At 67.4% G+C, this 17360-nt stretch carries 14 protein-coding genes; 8 read left to right on the top strand and 6 right to left on the bottom strand.

All coding sequences use genetic code 11. From position 1 onward, the window contains the following. The first annotated feature begins 5 nt into the window (after positions 1-5). The 6 genes from hutI (at position 6) to IMX13_RS15275 (ending at position 9113) form a co-directional block, all read left to right on the top strand. Positions 6-1229 (top strand): imidazolonepropionase, encoded by a 1224-nt coding sequence (gene hutI / locus IMX13_RS15300; protein ID WP_193396665.1) that lies wholly within the window; start codon positions 6-8, stop codon positions 1227-1229. Beyond that, positions 1226-2767, top strand: a complete 1542-nt coding sequence (hutH, locus tag IMX13_RS15295; protein WP_053515500.1) for a histidine ammonia-lyase — start codon at positions 1226-1228, stop codon at positions 2765-2767. The genes hutI and hutH overlap by 4 nt, the downstream gene beginning before the upstream one ends. After that, positions 2764-3618 carry an N-formylglutamate deformylase gene (gene hutG / locus IMX13_RS15290; RefSeq protein WP_193396664.1) on the top strand — a complete coding sequence of 285 codons (855 nt, stop codon included), beginning with the start codon at positions 2764-2766 and terminating at the stop codon, positions 3616-3618. The genes hutH and hutG overlap by 4 nt, the downstream gene beginning before the upstream one ends. Then, positions 3615-5282 (top strand): urocanate hydratase, encoded by a 1668-nt coding sequence (hutU, locus tag IMX13_RS15285; protein ID WP_065182885.1) that lies wholly within the window; start codon positions 3615-3617, stop codon positions 5280-5282. Before hutG ends, hutU begins: the two co-directional genes overlap by 4 nt. 139 nt (positions 5283-5421) lie before the next feature. Continuing rightward, positions 5422-6855, top strand: a complete 1434-nt coding sequence (locus IMX13_RS15280; protein ID WP_193396663.1) for a serine hydrolase domain-containing protein — start codon at positions 5422-5424, stop codon at positions 6853-6855. A 149-nt stretch (positions 6856-7004) separates the two neighbouring features. Beyond that, positions 7005-9113 (top strand): TonB-dependent receptor, encoded by a 2109-nt coding sequence (locus IMX13_RS15275; protein WP_193396662.1) that lies wholly within the window; start codon positions 7005-7007, stop codon positions 9111-9113. A gap of 154 nt (positions 9114-9267) precedes the next feature. Here the strand turns inward: IMX13_RS15275 and IMX13_RS15270 are convergent, their stop codons facing one another. After that, complete coding sequence (locus IMX13_RS15270) at positions 9268-9648, bottom strand: VOC family protein (protein ID WP_193396661.1); 381 nt, start codon at positions 9646-9648, stop codon at positions 9268-9270. Between the two features lie 44 nt (positions 9649-9692). After that, on the bottom strand, positions 9693-10274 hold the full coding sequence (locus tag IMX13_RS15265; RefSeq protein ID WP_128987783.1) for a TetR/AcrR family transcriptional regulator: 582 nt from the start codon (positions 10272-10274) through the stop codon (positions 9693-9695). A gap of 68 nt (positions 10275-10342) precedes the next feature. Between IMX13_RS15265 and IMX13_RS15260 the strand changes: the two genes are divergently transcribed. Next, entirely contained in the window at positions 10343-10888 is a 546-nt protein-coding gene (locus tag IMX13_RS15260; RefSeq protein ID WP_193396660.1) for a thioesterase family protein, read from the top strand. Between the two features lie 45 nt (positions 10889-10933). Here the strand turns inward: IMX13_RS15260 and IMX13_RS15255 are convergent, their stop codons facing one another. Together IMX13_RS15255 and IMX13_RS15250 are read right to left on the bottom strand one after the other, a co-directional pair. Then, complete coding sequence (locus IMX13_RS15255; RefSeq protein ID WP_193396659.1) at positions 10934-11725, bottom strand: SGNH/GDSL hydrolase family protein; 792 nt, start codon at positions 11723-11725, stop codon at positions 10934-10936. Between the two features lie 30 nt (positions 11726-11755). Next, positions 11756-12718, bottom strand: a complete 963-nt coding sequence (locus IMX13_RS15250) for a DUF2268 domain-containing putative Zn-dependent protease (RefSeq protein ID WP_053515484.1) — start codon at positions 12716-12718, stop codon at positions 11756-11758. 138 nt (positions 12719-12856) lie between these two features. On the opposite strand from IMX13_RS15250, the gene IMX13_RS15245 reads away from it, so the two are divergent. Beyond that, positions 12857-13840 carry a hypothetical protein gene (locus tag IMX13_RS15245; protein WP_193396658.1) on the top strand — a complete coding sequence of 328 codons (984 nt, stop codon included), beginning with the start codon at positions 12857-12859 and terminating at the stop codon, positions 13838-13840. A gap of 123 nt (positions 13841-13963) precedes the next feature. Here the strand turns inward: IMX13_RS15245 and IMX13_RS15240 are convergent, their stop codons facing one another. Both IMX13_RS15240 and IMX13_RS15235 read right to left on the bottom strand, forming a co-directional pair. Beyond that, a complete protein-coding gene (locus IMX13_RS15240; RefSeq protein ID WP_227255467.1) occupies positions 13964-14818 on the bottom strand; it encodes a hypothetical protein in 855 nt (284 codons plus the stop codon). Positions 14819-14821: 3 nt separating this feature from the next. Next, positions 14822-17284, bottom strand: coding sequence for a prolyl oligopeptidase family serine peptidase (locus tag IMX13_RS15235; protein WP_193396657.1), 2463 nt, complete (start codon positions 17282-17284; stop codon positions 14822-14824). Between the last annotated feature and the right edge of the window lie 76 nt (positions 17285-17360).

The raw sequence follows: 17360 nt of genomic DNA, 5'->3' as shown, positions 1-17360 counted from the left end.
ATGCCATGCATGTCGATATCCTCTGGTCCAACGTCCATCTGATCACCCTCGACGGTGAGGGCCTGGGTGTCCTCCGTGACGGCGTGCTGGCCTGCGCGGGCGGCCGCATCGTCCACGTCGGCCCGGCCGGCAGCGATGCCCATCTGCAGCCGACCACCCGCATCGACGGCGAAGGCCGCTGGGTCTCGCCCGGCCTGATCGACTGCCACACCCACCTGGTCTACGCCGGCAACCGCGCCAACGAATTCGAGCAGCGCCTGCAGGGTGTGAGCTATGCCGACATCGCCCGCGCGGGCGGCGGCATTGTCTCCACCGTGCGCGCCACCCGCGCCGCGACGCCAGCCCAGCTTGCCGCCGAGAGCCGTCCTCGCCTGCTGGCGATGCGCGCCGAGGGCGTGACCACGATCGAGATCAAGTCCGGCTACGGCCTGACCCTGGACGACGAGCGCAAGCAGCTGCAGGTCGCACGCGCGCTGGGCGAGGAATGCCGGGTGAATGTGGTGCCGACCTTCCTGGGTGCCCATGCGGTTCCCCCGGGCCGCCAGGCGCAGGAATACATCGACGAGGTCTGCGACGTGATGATTCCGGCCATCGCGGCCGAGGGCCTGGCCGAAGCCGTGGACGTGTTCTGCGAGAACATCGCCTTCTCCCCTGCGCAGGCGCGGCAGGTGTTCGACGCCGCACGCGCGAACGGACTGGCGGTGAAGATCCATGCCGAGCAGTTGAGCAACCAGCACGGGGCAGAGCTTGCCGCCGGCTTCGGCGCGCTGTCGGCCGATCACATCGAACATCTGGATGACGCCGGTATCGCCGCGATGGCGGCGGCCGGCACCGTTGCCGTGCTGCTGCCGGGCGCGTTCTATTTCACCCGCGATACCACCCCGCCGCCGATTGCCACGCTGCGTGCAGCGGGTGTGCCGCTGGCACTGGCCACCGACAGCAACCCGGGCACCTCGCCGCTGACCAGCCCGCTGCTGGCGATGAACATGGGCGCGACCTTGTTCCGCCTGACGGTGGACGAGTGCATCGCCGGCTTCACCCGCGAAGCAGCGCGTGCGCTGGGCCATGGCGACCGCATCGGGCGCCTGGCCGTGGGCATGGACTGCGACCTGGCGATCTGGGACATCGACGCGCCGGCCGACCTGGTCTACCGCATTGGATTCAACCCGCTGCACGCGCGCGTGGTGCGCGGTCAGCCCGACCTGCCTGCCTCCTGGAGCAACACATGAGCAACACCCTGGTTCTTCGCCCCGGCCATGTCACCCTCGCCCAGTGGCGACAGGTCTATCGCGGTGCGCCGCTTGCGCTGGATCCGGCGGCGCTGCCGGTGGTACGCGCCAGTGCCGCCGCCGTGGCTGCCATCGTCGCCAAGGGTGCGCCGGTGTACGGCATCAATACCGGCTTCGGCAAGCTGGCCAGCGTGCGCATCGAGCGCGAAGACCTGGCCACGCTGCAGCGGAACATCGTGCTGTCGCACGCCGCAGGCGTGGGTGAGCCGATGCCCGCCAGCGTGGTGCGGCTGATGATGGCGCTGAAGCTGGTCAGCCTGGCCCAGGGGGCTTCCGGTGTGCGCGAGGAGACGCTGCTGCTGCTGGAGGCGATGCTGGTCAAGGGCGTGTTGCCGGTGGTGCCGGCGCAGGGCTCGGTCGGCGCATCGGGTGACCTCGCACCGCTTTCGCACCTGGCCAGCGTGATGCTGGGCGTGGGCGAAGCCTTCATCGGCGATGAGCGGCTGCCGGCCCGGGACGCACTGGCGCGGGCCGGCCTGCAGCCGGTTGAACTGGGCGCGAAGGAAGGCCTGGCCCTGCTCAATGGCACCCAGTTCTCCACCGCCTATGCACTGGCCGGCCTGTTCGAGATCGAGACCGTGTTCCAGGCCGCGCTGGTCACCGGCGCACTGTCGGTGGAAGCGGCGAAGGGATCGGATACACCATTCGATCCGCGCATCCATGCCATTCGTGGCCAGCGCGGACAGATCGCCACGGCCGCCACGCTGCGCACGCTGATGCAGGACTCGGGCATCCGTGAATCGCATCGCGACAACGACGTGCGGGTGCAGGATCCGTATTGCCTGCGCTGCCAGCCGCAGGTGATGGGTGCGGCACTGGACATCCTGCGCCAGGCCGCCACCACGCTGGAAATCGAAGCCAACGGCGTGTCCGACAATCCGCTGGTGTTCACCGACACCGGCGAGGCGCTGTCCGGCGGCAACTTCCACGCCGAGCCGGTGGCCTTCGCGGCCGACATGCTGGCGATGGCGGTGTGCGAGATCGGTTCGATCAGCGAACGCCGCCTGGCCATGCTGGTGGATCCGGCACTGTCCGGCCTGCCGGCTTTCCTGACCCCGCGCCCCGGCCTGAATTCCGGCTTCATGATTCCGCAGGTGACCGCCGCCGCGCTGGTGTCCGAGAACAAGCAGCGGGCCTATCCGGCCAGTGTGGATTCGATCCCGACCTCGGCCAACCAGGAAGACCACGTGTCCATGGCCGCGCACGGTGCGCGCCGGCTGATGCAGATGGCCGAGAACGCGGCCAATGTGATCGGCATCGAACTGCTGGCCGCCGCACAGGGCTGTGACTTCCATGCGCCGCTGCGCTCCAGCGCTGCACTGGAGAACGTACGCGCCACCCTGCGCGCGCAGGTGCCGACCCTGCAGGACGACCGCTACTTCCACCCGGACATGGTGGTTGCCACCTCGCTCGTGCGCAGCGGCGCGCTGGCACGGGGCCTGGAAGCTGTCCTGCCGACCGTGGAGCCGCAGGCATGAATGCCCACCCCGACTGGCTGACGGTGCACGAGGGCGATGCCCCGCTGATCGTCAGCTTCCCGCATACCGGCAGCGAGCTGCCGCACGATCTGATCGGCGACTATCACTCGCCGTGGCTGGCGCGTCGCGACGCCGACTGGTGGGTGCACGAACTGTACGACTTCGCACGCGGCATGGGCGCGACCACCGTGCGGTCGGCGATCTCGCGTTCGGTGATCGATCTCAACCGCGATCCCAGCGGGGTATCGCTGTACCCGGGCCAGAACACCACCGGCCTGTGCCCGCTGACCACCTTCGACAACCAGCCGCTGTACCACGCCGGGCGCGAGCCGGACGAGGCGGAGATCGCGCGCCGTCGGGACACCTATTTCGCGCCTTACCACGACGCGCTGGCCGCGCAGATCGCGCGGCTGCGCGCACGTCACGGCACGGTGGTGGTGTATGACGCGCACTCGATCCGCTCGCACATTCCACACCTGTTCGACGGTGAACTGCCGCAGTTCAATCTCGGCACCGCCGGTCCGTCCGGCGCACCGGATACCTCCTGCGACAACGCACTGAGCGACGTGGTGGAGAACCTGCTGAAGATCAGCGGCATGAGCCAGGTGCGCAACGGCCGCTTCAAGGGCGGCTGGATCACCCGACACTACAGCAACGTGGCCGGCGGCGTGCACAGCCTGCAGATGGAGCTGGCCTGTCGCGGCTACATGCACGAACCCCTGCCGGACCAGGTGGACGAGCACAGCTGGCCCACCCCGCTCGATCCCGACCACGCCGCACCGCTGCGCCACACCCTGGCGCAGGTGCTCAATGCCTGCCTTGAATTTGCTACGAACCGGAGCGCCGCATGACCCGCAACGACCCGTCCCGCACCCTTGCCGCACCGACCGGCACCACGCTCAACGCCAAGAGTTGGCTGACCGAAGCACCGCTGCGCATGCTGATGAACAACCTGCATCCGGACGTGGCCGAACGGCCGCAGGAACTGGTGGTGTACGGCGGCATCGGCCGCGCCGCGCGCGACTGGGAGAGCTTCGATGCCATCGTCGAAACGCTCAAGCGCCTGGACGATGACCAGACCCTGCTGGTGCAGTCGGGCAAGCCGGTGGGCGTGTTCCGCACGCATGCCGATGCGCCGCGCGTGCTGATCGCCAACTCCAACCTGGTGCCGCGCTGGGCCAACTGGGACCACTTCAACGAGCTGGATAAGAAGGGCCTGGCCATGTACGGCCAGATGACCGCCGGCAGCTGGATCTACATCGGCGCCCAGGGCATCGTGCAGGGCACCTACGAGACGTTCGTGGAAATGGGCCGCCAGCACTTCGGCGGCGATCTCACCGGCAAGTGGTTGTTCACCGGCGGCCTGGGCGGCATGGGCGGCGCGCAGCCGCTGGCGGCAGTGATGGCGGGTGCGTCCTGCCTGGCGGTCGAGTGCCGCAGGAGCAGCATCGACATGCGCCTGCGCACCGGCTACCTGGACACCTGGACCGACAACCTGGACGAAGCCCTGCGCCTGATCGATGAAGCCTGCAAGGCGGGCACGCCGAAATCGGTGGGCCTGCTCGGCAACGTTGCCGATGTGCTCGCCGAACTGCTCAAGCGCGGCGTGAAGCCGGACCTGCTGACCGACCAGACCTCCGCGCACGACCCGGTGAACGGCTACCTGCCGCAGGGCTGGACCGTCGAACAATGGGACGAGAAGCGGGTTTCCGCACCGAAGGAAGTGGAAAAGGCCGCGCGCGCCTCGATGGCCAACCATATCCGCGCCATGCTCGGCTTCCACGCACTGGGCGTGCCGACCGTCGATTACGGCAATAACCTGCGGCAGATGGCGCTGGAAGAAGGCGTGGCCAATGCCTTCGATTTCCCCGGCTTCGTCCCGGCCTATATCCGTCCGCTGTTCTGCCGCGGCATCGGCCCGTTCCGCTGGGCCGCGCTGAGTGGCGATCCGGAAGACATCGCCAAGACCGATGCCAAGGTGAAGGAGTTGATTCCGGACAACCCGCACCTGCACCGCTGGCTGGACATGGCCGCCGAGAAGATCAAGTTCCAGGGTCTGCCGGCGCGCATCTGCTGGGTGGGCCTGGGTGACCGTGATCGGCTGGGGCTGGCCTTCAACGAGATGGTCGCCAACGGTGAGCTGAAGGCGCCGGTGGTGATCGGCCGCGACCACCTGGACAGCGGCAGCGTCGCTTCGCCGAACCGCGAAACCGAAGCCATGGCCGACGGCTCCGACGCAGTCTCCGACTGGCCGCTGCTGAACGCGCTGCTCAACACCGCCAGCGGTGCGACCTGGGTATCGCTGCACCACGGCGGCGGCGTCGGCATGGGCTTCTCGCAGCACGCCGGCATGGTCATCGTCTGCGATGGCACCGAGGCGGCCGCCAAGCGCATCGGTCGTGTGCTGTGGAACGACCCGGCCACCGGCGTGATGCGCCACGCCGATGCGGGGTATGACATCGCAATCGAGTGCGCGAAGGAAAAGGGGTTGGATCTGCCGGGAATTCTGGGCTGATCGTGACCCGGGTGTCGCCGGGCATGGCCCGGCGCTACCGGCACGGTACCTGCAATCCCGGGCATGGCCCGGCGCCATGCGCTTGACCCCGCCCCCGCCGCTGACCAAGATGCGCCATCGCCACTGACGGATCATCGCGATGTACCGCGCCCTTGCCGCGCTCTTCTGTGCCTTGACCGTTGCCCTGCCTGCTCTGGCGGGGGATGTTCGCAACGATCTTCCGGCCCGGATGGATGCGCAGTTGCAGGCCAACCGCGAACGCTATGGCATCGCCGGTCAGGCGGTACTGGTCGCACACAACGGCCAGGTGCTGTACCAGGGCGCCAGCGGTGAACGTGATCCCGCTACCCATTCACCGGCCACCGTCGATACCATCTTCGCCGCGCAGTCGATGGCCAAGCTGCTGACCAGCACGCTGGTGATGCAGCTGGTCGATGAGGGCAAGGTGGATCTGGATGCACCCGCCAGCCGCTACGTGCCGGACTTGCCCGCAGCATGGCAGGCGATCCGTGTGCGTGATTTCCTCAACCATAGCTCCGGTATCGGCGAGTACTACGAGCGGGTGGACAACCGCTGGGTGAGCAACGGCTACAACGGTCTCGCACCCGATCTCGCCGCCGCACTGAAGGTCGCTGGTTCGGCACCGATGCAGTTCGCCACCGGCAGCCGCGTGCAGTACACGCAGGCCAACTATCTGGTGCTGACCGCATTGCTGCAAACGCATTACGGCAGGCCCTACCCGGCGATCGCCCGCGAACGCATCCTGCAGCCGTTGAAGATGGCCAGCACCTCGTGGGGTGTCGCCAGCGTGCCAGCCCTGCGCGCGGCCGTGCCGTACATCGGCAAGGATGGGCAGCTGCAGCCGGCCAACGAAGATCCGTGGCCGGACTACGGCTGGGGCCATGCCGATCTGCAGACCAGCGTGGGCGACATGAACCGTTTCCTGCAGGCGCTGGCCACCGGCAAGCTGCTGCGTACGGCAACACTGGAAAAGCTCTGGCAGCCGCAGAGGCTGACCGAGGGCCGCAGCAATTTCTTCTCCACCGGCTGGGATACCACGCGCAGCGATGGCTACACCCAGGTCGGTCATGATGGTGGCACCCGCGTGCGCGCGCGGCTGGCGTACAAGGACACCCTGGCCAGCGGCTACTGGCTGTTCGTGTACCTCACCAACGGCAGCGCCCGCAACGTCTGGTCGAGCACGCTGGTGGAAAGCACGATGGCGGTGGCCGCACCGAAGGAATTTCCGCATGCGGTGTTGTCCGAACGCCTGATTGCCTATGCGTTGGACGATGACGCAGGGGCTGCACAGGCAATGCGGGCCTGGCTGCGCGACGACCACGGCGTCACCGGCAGCGAGCTGGAACGTGCGATCAACAGCGATGGCTACGCCATCTTCGCGAACCTCGGTGCGCGCAGCGCGTTGAAGGTATTCGCCCTCAACACCGAGCTGTATCCGGATTCGGCCAACGTGTGGGACAGCCTGGCCGAGTGTCATGCGGCATTGGGTGAGAAGGATGTCGCAGAGCGGCTGTATGCGAAGTCGAAGGCGCTGGCGAAACCGTCTTTGTAGAGCCGAGCCGATGCTCGGCTCCGTAAAAAAAGCAGCCGAGCATGGGCTCGGCTCTACAGGTGCACCAGCCCCATACGCCGGTGATGGGTGACGTGGCGCCGTCGACCTGTTAACTTGCGCGCCACTTTCATGGTTTACAGCATTTCCGCATGTCGCTCGCGCCGTACTGCCCTACCCCGTCGCTGCTGTTCCTGGCCGTCTCGTTTGGCCTGGCCTCAACCGCCCAGGCCGCCCCGCAGGCCACCACCCTTGATGCCGTGCAGGTCACTGCGGCCGATGCCAGCGCCCAAGCGCGCGAAGCGCTGAAGCGCGTACCCGGCGCCAGCAACGTCATCGACGTGGCCAAGGCCGACAGCCGACTGGCCAGCAGTGCCGATGTACTCGCCTTCCAGCCCGGCATCAGTGCGCAATCGCCCGGCAACGAAGGCACCAAGGTCTCGATCCGTGGCTCGGGCATCAATCGCGGCCCGGGCGCACATGCCTCCGGCATCGCCGTATCGATCGACGGCCTGCCGTTGACCGGCCCCGGCGGCACGCCCTACGAACTGCTGGAACCGCTGTGGCTGTCGCGGGTGGAGGTGCTGCGCGGCGCCAACGGCTTCGAGCGCGGCGCGCTGGCGCTGGGCGGTGCCATCGACTATGTAAGCCGCAGCGGCCGTGATTCGGCCGGCGTGCAGCTGCACTACGAAGCGGGCAGCCGTGGCTACCAGAAACGCGGCATCAGCTGGGGCGGTGTCAACGGCGATCTCGATTACTTCCTGGCCTACACCGATACCGAGTTCGATGGTTATCAGCGCCATGCGCGCGGCGACGGCAAGGGCGCGATGGCCAACATCGGCTGGCAGATCACGCCCGACCTGCAGACGCGTTTCTTCGTTCGCTACCGCGAAACCAATCACGAAACGCCCGGTCGCTTGACCCGCGATCAGATCCGCAACGATCCGCGAGCCGCGAACGCAGCCAACCTGGCCATCGATGCGCGCCGCCCGCAGCCGGGCAGTACCTGGGTCGGTAATGTCACCACGCTGCAGATCGACGAGGATTCTTCGCTGCAGGCCGGGCTGGTCTATCACACGTATCCGATGGACTTGAACGAGAGCCTGTACCGCCAGCAGCTGGACTACGCCAACCTCAACGCCACGCTGGACTACCACCACCGCCACCGGCTGTTCGGCCTGGACAGCCAAACCACGATCGGTCTGCGCGTCACCCACGATCTGGACGCCGATGTGCGCGAGTCGCTGCGCTTTGCCAGCAACGGCTATGCCGCCGGTACGCGCACGCGTGACTTCCGCCACCACGGCACCGACAGCACACTGCACGTCAGCAATACCCTCGCCTTCAATGACCGCCTGCGCATGCAGACCGGGCTGGCGTTGATCAACATCCGCCGCGATGTGCAGGTAACCTGGCCGAGCAGTGGCGGCCGCCTGCGCAACCACGAGTGGGACTACGCACCGCGACTGGGCTTCACCTGGCAGCACAGCGCGCAGACACAGTGGTTCGGCAACCTCAGCCGCTCGGTGGAAGCGCCGCATCCTTGGTCGATGATCTGGGGCTCGAACCAATACTTCGGGCCGGGCAACGGACCGTCCAGCGGCCGCCAGCGCGCGCCGGTGCCGATGCAGAACCAGACCGCCACCACGCTGGAACTGGGTGCACGCGGCGATGCCGTGCTGGGCCGCTGGGAGCTGACCGGCTACTACGCGCACGTGAACCACGAGCTGCTGAGCGTGGAGTTGCAACCGGTGCCGAACCTGTTCATCGCAGAAAACAACGCCAGCCCCACCGTGCACCGCGGCATCGAAGCCGGTTTGGACAGCACGCTGTGGCAGGCCGCGCCGGGGCGCCTGTCGTTGCGCCAAGCGTACACCTTCAGTGATTTCCGTTACCGCCACGACGCGCGCTTCGGCAGCAACCGCCTGCCGGGCCTGCCGCGCCACAGCTACCAGGCCGAGCTGCGCTTCGATCATGCCTCCGGCCTGTACGCCGCGCTGAACACCGAATACGCCTCGCGCATCGCGGTGGACTACGCCAACAGCTACTGGGCCGACAGCCACGTGATCTTCGGCAGCCGCATCGGCTACGACGCACCCGGTGGCCGCTGGCAGGCGTGGGCGGAGATGCGCAACCTCGGCAACCGCCACTACGCGGCCACGGTCACACCGGGCTACGACGACGCCGGCAAGGATGTCGCCCGCTCCACGCCTGGCGAAGGCCGGGGCATCTATGCAGGCGTGCGCTGGCGTTTCGATTGATCGCCCCGGGCGGCGCCGGGTGTGATCCGGCGTCGTCGTTTCAGCCACTTCGACGACGCACCCGGCAGCGTCCCACCGCGCGAACCATCGCTGGCGTGAGCTGCTGCGTGCGCTTGTGCTTGTCAGCGTGCGGGCGCCGAAACACCTGGCTGCGTCACTCCGGCCGCGCCTTGGTCACCGCTTCGATGCGATGGCCATCGGGGTCGACCACGAACGCCGCGTAGTAGAAGCCACCGTAATCGGGGCGCAGGCCGGGCGCACCGTTGTCAGCGCCCCCGTTGGCCACGGCGGCTGCGTGGAAGGCATCCACGGCCGCTGCCGAGTCCGCGGCAAACGCTACGTGGAAACCGGGACCCGGCGCTGCGGCGTCATCACGCAGCTTCAGGCACAGCGCATCCTCATCATCGACCACCCCATAACCGATCGCGGTCTCGTCCTCGAAGACCCGGCGAAACCCAAGCGTGGCGAGTGCGGCATCGTAAAAGCGGCCTGCGGCATCGAGGTCACGGACGCCGAGGGAGAGGTGGTGCAACATGTGGACGTCCTTGCCGGGCACGCAGCAGCGCGTTCGCGTTGATTCTAGCGCGCAGGTGGCGCGACAGCCCTGAGCAGCTGCGCGGCGACCTGGTCAAACGGAGCGATATCCTGCAGCGCGCGGCACATCGCCACCGCGCCTTCCACGCTGGCAATCACCAGGCTGGCCAGCTCACCCGCAGCGGCTGGCGCATGTCCTTCGGCGACGAGCGCCGTGGCGAGATGATCGTGCCAGCGCACGAACACCTCGGCAGCTGCTGCGCGGGGTTGGCTCGGCACCGCGTCCATCGGCTCCTCAACGGCAGCGGCCAGCACCGGGCAACCCGCGCGGAACCCGGAGCGCAGCAGGCGCTCGCGCCACATCGCCAGGAACTGCTGCAGGCCCTGCACTGCGCCGCCCTTCAGCAGCGCCACCAGCAGCGCTTCCACCTTGTCGCCAGCCATAAGCGTGGCGCGCGCCAGCAGCTCCTGCTTGCCGCCGGGAAAGTGATGGTAGGTGGATCCCAGCGGCGCGTCGGCGAGCTTGGTCACTTCACGGATGCTGGTTGCGTTCAGCCCGACCCGAGCCAGCATCTGCGCGGCGGCATCGATCACGCGCTGGGGAGCGTCGGACGTTCGCGGACTCATGGCTGCGCCTTGATAAGACAGTCGCCATAGACTAGCGTACCGTCGATTCTATAACACCCGTAATAATCATGAATCTCTGGTTCCGCCTGCTCCATCTGCTGCTGTGCAGTCTGTTCCGGCCCAGGCTGGAGGCGCCTTTCGGCGTGTCGCGGCTGCAGTTCCGGGTGCTGCCCAACGATCTGGACAGCAACCTGCACATGACCAACGGCCGCTACTGGAACATCTTCGATCTGGGCCGGTTGGACCTGATCCTGCGCATGGGCCTGGGCAAGGTGGCGCTGCGCGAGAAATGGGCGCCGATCGTCGGCGCCGGCACCATCCAGTTCCGCCGCGAGCTCCGGCCATTCCAGCGCTTCACCCTGGAAACACGCCTGGCCGGCTGGGTCGGCACGCGCGTGATCATGGAGCAGCGCGTGCTGGTCGGCGACGGCCAGAAGATCGCCACGCGCGCCCTGCTGGTCACCGGCATCTATGATCGCCGCGCGCGTGCATTCGTGGGCATGCGGCAGATGATGGACGCCATCGGTTCGCCGTTGCCGCCCTCCCCCGCACTCAGCGCCGCCGCCGAAGCTCTGCTGGCTGCCGACGCCGCGCTGAAGCGCGACGACGACTGAGTTCCCGCCATCACGTCCCGACCTGCGGCATGTTCCTGCCGACCATCACCGGGCGGCGCGCCTCGCCAGCGCCTGATCGATCGCAGCCTCGGCCAGCGGTGCCATCACCGCATAGCCTTTCGTTGTGGGATGCACGCCGTCGCCGGCCAGGTCGGCATCCAGACCGCCCTGCGCGTTGGCCAACGGCGTGTGGTAATCCAGGTAGACCAGCTGTTGTTCGTCGGCATGGCGTTTCAGTGCACGGTTCAATGCACGCACCTTCGCGGCGGGCTCGATACCAGGCATCCAGGGGTACTCGCTGACCGGCAGCACCGAGGCCAGCACCACGCTGATGCCCTGCGCTTTCGCCAGCGCCACCATCGCCTGCACGTTGTCCTCGATCATTGCCTGCGTGGCCTGGCCGGTATTGCCGGCGATATCGTTGGTGCCGGCCAGGATCACCACCACCTGGGGATGCAGCGCAAGCACATCCTGCGGGAAGCGAACCAGCATCTGCGCCGTGGTCTGGCCCCCGATGCCACGATTGAGATACCCCTTGCCGGGGAAGAAGGCGGCACTGCCCTCAGCCCCCCAGCCCTCGGTGATCGAGTCGCCGTAGAAGATCACGCGTGGCTGTCCGGGCCGGGCAGCAGGCAGGGCTGCGTTGGCGTCACGATAGCGCTGCAGCTGTGGCCAATCCGCCAGACGCTGCTGCATGAAACGGACTTCGTCCGGCCGCAGCTGGTCCACTGGCCGTGTCAGCAGCGGGTTGATGGCGGGTGCCTCGGCCGCTTTCACGCCGCCGGTCATCGCCAATGCCAGCGCGATGGCGCCGGCCGTCAAAGCAGGAATGCGCATGCCGATCTCCCGTAGCGTTCTGTTCCGCACTCAGCGTGCCGCAGCGCGCGCGGCCACGCCAGTCACCTTCGCCGGCATCCACATGCCCGGCGTCCAGCCACTGGCCGCCAGGATCGCCTTCGGATCGTCCTGTTCGATCAGGGCGCGTACCGCTTCGCGCTTGTCCCTGGCCTGCAGGTAGTACGCCTTGGCGATGCGGTAGCCCACCCAGTAGCCCAGATCGTAGGGCGCGTCGGAGCCGGGCGTGTAGTTGTACAGCCAGGGCGAAAGGTCGGTACTGTCCAGGTCCAGCGCGAATGCACTTTCGATGTGCACTTCCCTGCCCCGCGTCCATGCCGCGTGGCGTCCGTTGCCGACGTTGCCGGAAACCAGTTCGGTGATGAACTCGGCCACGCCTTCGGCCAGTGACAGGCGCAGCACCGTCGCACGCGGATCGCCCTGCTCGAAATCGATCGCACCGGTCTGCTGGATGTGCACGTACTCGTGCGCGATCACATGCACGAAGCGGTCCTGCACATTGGGGTTCATGAAGTCAGCCGCGCAAAGGGCTTCCAGCCCGATCAGCACGCCCCCCGGATGGGTCAGGCCGACCGGGCGACCGCGCCCGACCATGATCGCGACCGGTGGAAACCTCGCCTGCGGATAGATCGCCTGCAGATTGGCAAACACCTGCACCAGCCGCTGGCGTACCGCAGGCAGTTCATCCAGGCAGGTCCGGCCATTGGCGTACATCGCCGGGTCGCGACGCATGGCGTCGGCGATGCGCTCGGCGGTGACCCGTCGCCGGCTCGCGAACTCGCCCAGGCTGGGGGTCCCTTCGGCCAGGTACTGCGCCAGCTGCGCCACGCTGGGCTGGCCATCGGTTGTGTCGTAAAGGGCATAGAAGCGGCTGGCGTCGGAAATCAGGATCTCCGGCCCTGGCGCTGCACCATGGGCCACGCCGGCCGTCCCGGCCAGCGCCAGGGCAAGCAGGCCACGCAGGGAAACGAACATCGATCCGTCCTTGGTGGAGACAATGCCAGGCAGGCAATCTATCACTGCGCCCCCTTCGCCGCAGCAGGCGGGTGCGGCCGTTACGCCCCTGTGCCAGACTCACCTCGGCATCTGCCATGGATGATGGCGCACCGCACGATGATGATCGTTCCCGCGTACTGGGCCGAAGCCCGCCTGCAGGCCCGTTTCCGCGGCCGGCCGGTGGTCGTGCGTCGCTTCGGATGGTCCGACACAAGCCCTGCCGACGCTCAGGCACACGCCGAGCGCCGGGCCAACGAAGCGCTCAATGCCATCCTCGCCGGGCAGGCACTGCCGCGCCGCGAGGTCCGCAGCAACTACGGCGTGGAAGGCGTGCCGATCCGCGAGCAGATCGTGCAGCGCGATGGCGGCGTGGTGATCACCCGCAACAGCTACGGTGCGCTGTGCCTGAACACTCCGGACGTCCTGTTCGCCGACATTGACCACCCGCAACCACCGGCAGGATGCGTGATGCCCGTCGTCATCACGGCAACCCTGCTGCCCGCCGTCGCCCTCATCGGCACCCTGCTCTGGCACTGGCTGGTGGGGCTGGTACTGGCCATGGCAGCCGTGGCTCTGGTGAATACCGCGATGCTGACGCAACGCAGGCGTCGCCTGGCCGCTGCCGGTGGCGCCGAGGGCGTGGCCCTGCAGCGGGTTGCAGACTTCAGCAGGCAGCACCCGGACTGGCATCTGCGCGCGTACCGGACGCCGGCCGGGCTGCGGATACTGGCCATGCATGCCACGTTCTCCCCCGGCGACGAGGCGCTGCAGGCGTTCTTCAACGCATTGGGCACCGACACGCTGTACGCGCGCATGTGCCGGCTGCAGCACTGCTTCCGGGCCCGGCTGACACCCAAACCATGGCGTGTCGGCCTGAAGTACCGCATCCGCCCGCCCGCCGCCGCATGGTCGGCCGAGCAGGCCGACAATCCGGACCGACTAGCCTGGATCGCGGAGTATGAAAGCAAGAGTGACGGCTTCGCCGCCTGCGCCTATCTGCGCAGCTTCGGCGACACCACCCGGGTACATGCCAGGGCCGAGCATGTGCGCGACCTGCATGATCGCCTTTCGCACGCGCAGGACCGCCTGCCACTGGCGTGAGCGCGGATGCCCAGGCAGCGCTCTCCACGGACAACTTCCCTGCTGGGGCGCCTGTCCGGCCGCACCGCGATCGACCTGTCGCTGTCGAGTCTGCACCGTTGATCGCAGAGCATCCGTGGATGATCAATCTGCGGTTTCCTTGCGCAGCGCCCCACAACGCAGCGCCTCCTGGGCAATGTCGTCTCGTAATCTGTTCTGCAACCAGCCGATCCTGAAACGTTCGCGGCTGGGTTCCCCCGCAGGCAGCAGCGCCATCAGTGCATCGCTCAACGCCGGACGCCACTGCTCCTGCGCGCCTGCCAGAACGTGCTGGTCGAAGTTCGTCGATGACACGCGCTTCCATGGCAGCATCATTGCGTACTGGGAAGTGGACACCAGCACGGTGTCCGGGCGGCCCGGACGGCTTACGACCACGGTCATGCTGGGATGGTCGTCAGTCCAGAGGCCGCGGAAATGCGCTGCAACGCGCTCCTGCAGACCTTGCCCGGCCAGCGCCCGGCGTGCCCAGGCCTGCTGCTGGGCGAACGAGCATCTGGCCGGCGGCGTGCTGCGCAACTGTGGATCCAGCTTCAGCATGGTGGACCGGTCCATACGCGAAGCAATCAGATCCACCGTGGCATCCCGGGTCAACGGCGCTGCCTGCAGCGCAGCCTCGAACGCTGACATCGCGCCGAACGGCAGCAGCTCCGGCACCCGCGGTTGCACGTCGGGCGGGTCAACCACCTGTACACGGGTGGTCACGCCGTAGGCATCGCGCCGGATGACCCAGCGCTCAGATACGGAACCCCAGCCAGACCAGTCGTACGTGACGTGCACGCTCATCGGCCGCTCGACCGCCATGGCCACAGGAGAAACCAACAGCGGAGCGAGCGCCAACATCCATGCCTTCATGTGACTTCCCCGGCTCTGTACTACAGCAGCCGACCATGGCTCGGCTCCACAGGATGCAGGAAGGCCGCCCGAGGGCGGCCTTTCCATTCCTCACTTGGCGTTCTTCACGTAGGTGTCGAACCAGTTGAGCATCTCCGCCACCAGCTGCTCGTTCGACTCCAGCGCCGTATACCAGTGCGGCTCGTTCGGCAGCATCACCAGGCGGGTGGTGCCGCCGTTGCCACGGATCGCCTGGTACAGCTTGCGCGACTGGAACGGCTCGGTACCCGGATTGGCATCGTCCTCGCCATGCACCAGCAGCAACGGCAGCTTGATCTTGTCGGCGTAGAAGAACGGCGATGCCTTCAGGTAGACATCCTGTGCCTGCCAGACCGAACGCCGCTCGTTCTGGAACCCGAACGGAGTGAAGGTCTTGTTGTAGGAGCCGCTGGTCGCCACGCCCGCCTTGAACAGGGTGGTATGCGCGATCAGGTTCGCGGTCATCAGGCCGCCGTGGCTGTGGCCGGTCACGCCGATCCGGTTGCGATCCACCACGCCCATGTCGACGGCCTTGTCCACGGCCGCCTTGGCATCGGCTTCCAACTGCTCCAGGTAGGTGTCGTAGGCGTTCCTGGGATCACCGACAATCGGGAACGAGGCATTGTCGATGATCGCGTAGCCGGCCAGCAGCATCAGGCGGTACGGCTGCAGGCGGGTGAACGTCTGCTGCGAACCGGAGACCTGCCCGGCCTGCGCGGCATTGGCGAAGTCTGCCGGATAGGCGTAGAGGATGGCCGGCACGCGCTGGCCTTCCCGGTAGCCGGGCGGCGTGTACAGGGTGAACGACAGGTCCACGCCGTCGGCGCGCTTGTAGGTCACCAGCTGCTTCTTGATCTGCCGCACTTCAGGCGTGGGGTCGACCAGCTTCGTCAGGGCCGTCGCGGTGGAGGTGTACTGCGCCTCGCCCTGCTTGGCGTCCGCCACAGCATCGCCCTGCTGGCGCAGGAAGGCGTTCGGCGGGTCCATCACCGACTGGTGCCACGTCAGGTAGCGGCCGGGCGTATTGCTGAAGCCCAGGAACTGCTCGTAGGCATCGGCATCGCTGCGGAACAGGCGCTCACTCTTCAGTGTGGCCAGGTCCAGACGGTCCAGGAACGGGCGATCCCCCTGCGGCGAAGCGCCCTGCCCGCGCAGGAACACGTACGTCCCTTCCTGCCGCACCACCGGTGCGCCATTGGGCAGGCGCTTGAACACCAGGTTGCCCGGATCGCCGTACAGCTCGTCGCTGGACATGTCCCACAACAGGCGGCCCTCCTGCCGGGGCTTGTCCACATCGACGATGCGGGTCTGCACCCAGTGCCGGTTCTCGTCATTCTCGAACTGGAACGACACGGCCGGGTCCGCCGTCCAGGCAATGCCTTCGAAGCGCTGCGCGGTACGCGCGATCTCCACCGGCTTGCCGGTGAACGGCGCCTTGAGCATGAGCACGCGGTCACGGTGCGGCACACTCACTTTCCAGTCGCCCTTGTCCAGTGCTTCGGCATACACCAGCGTCGCCGGATCGGTGGAGCGCCAGTCGAAACCGCGCGGCCCCTCCGGCACGCCGTGCACCGGCACGCGGTCTGCCAACGGCAGGCGGGCGATGGTGGTCGTGCGCCCACTGCTGACATCCAGTACCGCGACGTCGTTGGCGAAGCGCTGGTAGGTGACCGCATGCGAGAACGGTGGCTTGATCGACTCGGTCAGCACATGCACGCCGTCTGGCGCCGCACTGACATCGTTGTAGATGGCCGGCTGGCCGACCGCTCGCACGGTGCCCGCCGCGGTATCCACCACCGCCAGCTGCGAGGCCCCGTAGTAGGCGAACAACGCTTCATCATGCACGCTGGTCAGCGTGTCGCGTGCCTCATAGGTGCTGCTCTCGCCACTGCTGCCGAGCGACTCCTGTGCATCGGGTCCGGTCGGCACGCCGCCATTGGAGGGTGCCGGCCCCTGGTTGGCCGGTACCAGCTTCACCAGCAGTGTCTGGCTGCCACCCAGCCACTGCACGGTGCTGCCGAAAATCGGGTTCAACTGGACGTTCGGTACCTGCTTGACCTGACCGGTGGCGGCATCGCCCACCCACAGCTGCACGCTGGTCTCGACCGCGTTCTGGAACGCGAAGTGGCTGCCGTCGGCCGACCACAGCGCGCCACCGGCACAGCCCTGCGGCAGGTTGACCCGGGTCTGCTTGCCGCTGCCGATCTCGACCAGGGTGAAGTCGGCCACGCAGGCCGGTATGCCATAGCCTCCGGGCGTGTCATGACGGCTGCGGTTCTTCGGCTCCAGGCGCACGCCGGCCAGTTTCAGGTAGGGCTGCGCCACCCGGCTGATCGACGGATAGGTCTGCGCGGTGGTCAGCAACAGACGCTGGCCACTGGGGTCCACGTTCGGCATTGGCGGCGGCGGTGCCTTCAGCACCTTCAGCAGATGCTCCGGCGGCTTGGCATAGTCGGCCCATGCCGGGCCTGCAGACAACAGCGTGACGGCAACGACGGCAATGGCAGCCGCCAGAGAGGTACGACGGATGAGCATCCTTATCCCCTGGTAGTGTCGGGCTGCCCGCGAAGCGGGCATGCGCCGAATCTAGCACCGCCCGGCCCGCGTTCAA

The organism is Stenotrophomonas sp. B2, assembly GCF_014947095.1.
Lineage (GTDB): Bacteria > Pseudomonadota > Gammaproteobacteria > Xanthomonadales > Xanthomonadaceae > Stenotrophomonas > Stenotrophomonas maltophilia_P.
Note: the sequence above shows the minus strand (reverse complement) of the source record. Positions and strands in the feature narration are given on the sequence as shown.